At 61.2% G+C, this 2,286-nt stretch carries 4 protein-coding genes; all 4 read right to left on the bottom strand.

From position 1 onward, the window contains the following. Positions 1 to 63 precede the first annotated feature (63 nt). Positions 64 to 342 (bottom strand): hypothetical protein, encoded by a 279-nt coding sequence (locus JQK15_RS26350; RefSeq protein ID WP_214869593.1) that lies wholly within the window; start codon positions 340 to 342, stop codon positions 64 to 66. A gap of 118 nt (positions 343 to 460) precedes the next feature. Continuing rightward, a complete protein-coding gene (locus tag JQK15_RS27155) occupies positions 461 to 757 on the bottom strand; it encodes an aminotransferase class I/II-fold pyridoxal phosphate-dependent enzyme (protein WP_353047279.1) in 297 nt (98 codons plus the stop codon). Continuing rightward, entirely contained in the window at positions 663 to 1,613 is a 951-nt protein-coding gene (locus JQK15_RS26345) for an aminotransferase class I/II-fold pyridoxal phosphate-dependent enzyme (RefSeq protein ID WP_353047278.1), read from the bottom strand. Before JQK15_RS26345 ends, JQK15_RS27155 begins: the two co-directional genes overlap by 95 nt. Continuing rightward, a partial coding sequence (locus tag JQK15_RS26340) for a PepSY domain-containing protein (RefSeq protein ID WP_214869591.1) occupies positions 1,549 to 2,286 on the bottom strand: 738 nt, incomplete at its 5' end. The genes JQK15_RS26340 and JQK15_RS26345, both read right to left, overlap by 65 nt.

The following is a 2,286-nucleotide window of genomic DNA, read 5'->3' as shown; positions in this document are numbered from 1 at the left end:
ATCTGCCGCATCCACTGCTCCTAAGCGTGCTCTCGAGAGCGTTCTTAAGAGCAGGCCCCTACCTCACGACAAGGCGCGTCTCGCCGGATGCATACGATCCGCCACCTTGGCGACAACCTCTGCCTCGGGACCATTGGCGCCGTCGGGATAGATCGTCACGCTCTCGATCAGCTGATCCATCAGTTCTGCAGCCTCAGTGCGGATAACGCTCTCCTTGAGCGTCTCGCGTAGCGCGCCAGGCGGCTTTCCAAATCCGCCTTTTCCGCTTCCGGATCTGAAAGCATCTTCATTAGCGTCGGGTTGAGGAGCCTGGTCAGCAGGATCGAGCGCATGTTCGGCCATTTGAAAATCAACCGCGCCATTGCTACGCGATATGAGCAGCTTGCCGTCAGATTCATGGCATTGCTCAGATCGCCACAGCCAGATACTGGCTCAAACGCGTCCACGCCGCCTAGATGGCTCAGATGATCTTGTCGACCACGCTGCAGAACTTCTCCATGTTGGCAGCCGATCCGACGGTGATGCGCGAGATGGTCGGCCAGATGTCCCACGACCGGCCGATCGCGACGTCATTCTGTTCGAACAACGCCACAACATCCTTGGCCGGACGTTTCCAGTCCACCATGAACATGTTCGCATCGGATGGGATGTAGCTGAGCCCCTTATTCTGGAGATGATCGAAGGTGGCGTTGCGGGCGGCGATCATTTCTGCTTTGCGCTGGGCGATTAGCGTCGGCTGCTTCAAGCTGGCGGTCACGCAGGCCAATGAAGGCAGAGGGAGCGTGCCCGACTGCTGCCCGACCGTCGTAGCGCATCATCTTGTCGTGCAGGGCTTTGGGCGCCATGCTGATGCCCATGCGCATCGATGCCATGCCGAACAGTTTCGAGAAGGTGCGGAGCACCAGCACATCCTTGCCTTGCGCGACCAGATAGGAAGCGGGCTTGGCATTGGAAAAATGGATATAGGCTTCGTCCACCAGCACGATCGATCCGGCCGGCTTGTTGGAGAGGAGCCATTCAATATCTTCCAGTGGGGTATTGGTCCCCGTTGGATTGTTCGGATTGCAGATATAATAGAGGCCGGCATTGGGATCCGCCGCCAGCATGGCCTTCACATCATGCCGATAGTCCGACGTCAGTGGCACTTTCGAGATTTTCGCGCCCAGCCAATCGGCGGTCCACCAAGGGAGTTCGAAGCCCTGATTGGCCGTCACGATGCCGCGTGTCGGCGAGCAGAAGGTCACAACCGCGCGCGAGAGCGGGTCGCTCGATCCCGGCCAGGGGAGAACGGTTTCGAGCGGCACTCGCTCGATTTCCGCGACTGTGCTCAGAAATTCGGGATATTCGTCATTGGGGCGATAGAAATTGCACAGCGTCAGTTTGGACGCGGCGGCCTGAACACCGGGATCGAAGGGGCCGACCCAGCATTCATTGCCGTTCAATCGACCAATCCTATGCCACCGATCGCTATGCCAGCCGCTGCTGCGACGCCTGCCATAACGGCCGATTGCACCGTGATTAATTTGAAGAGCGCGATTGAAGTGGGCATCAACCAGGGGCGGCAACCGGCCTGATCGTCGACCAGATGCTGTCGCGCTGACCGGCCGCCGCACGACGGGCCGCAGCCCGCGCCGACAGGAACAGAAGCACCGCCAGCAGCACCGCCGTGAGATCCACCAGCATCAGTGCCGGCGCATCATACCAGCCGGTCCCCGCGATCAGGCTTGCGGCCGGGATGCACAACATCGCCACCGCGCCCAGGATCGCCAGTTCGACGCCCGATCGCGCCGCGCCACGTACCAGTGCCCATCCGGTCGCGATCAGGAAGAGCGCATAATAGATGGCGCTGTGCATGGCATAGCTGGCATGGCTGCCCAGCAGCTTGGCCGCCGCCAGCGTCACCGAAATGCCAGCGATGCTGCCCAGCGGCACACCCACGGTCAGCGCCCCTAATATGCGTGTCGCCCGTGTCTGTTTGACCGCGCCTGCCTTGCGCTCCTTCTTGCGGCGCGATTCCACCCAGAGGAGATTGCCGGTGTAGAAGAGGAAGCCACCGGCCAGCCCAAGCAGGAAATAGGCCCAGCGTATCGTGTTCCCGCCAAAATTCCCGAAATGCAGGGCAAAGAAGCTGGTGATCGTCGCCGACCAGCCATCCTGCATGCCGGGCATATAGTCGGTGCCGGTGATCGCACCGGTCTGCGGATCGATCCCGGCCATGCCATAGGTCGGCGCGCGCAGGCCGTAGCGGGCATCGCTGCCCTGCACCCGCAGCGCCGGCAGTCCGCC

The organism is Sphingobium sp. BHU LFT2 (assembly GCF_018604485.1).
GTDB classification, from domain to species: domain Bacteria; phylum Pseudomonadota; class Alphaproteobacteria; order Sphingomonadales; family Sphingomonadaceae; genus Sphingobium; species Sphingobium yanoikuyae_A.
This window is presented reverse-complemented; position numbering and strand designations above follow the sequence as displayed.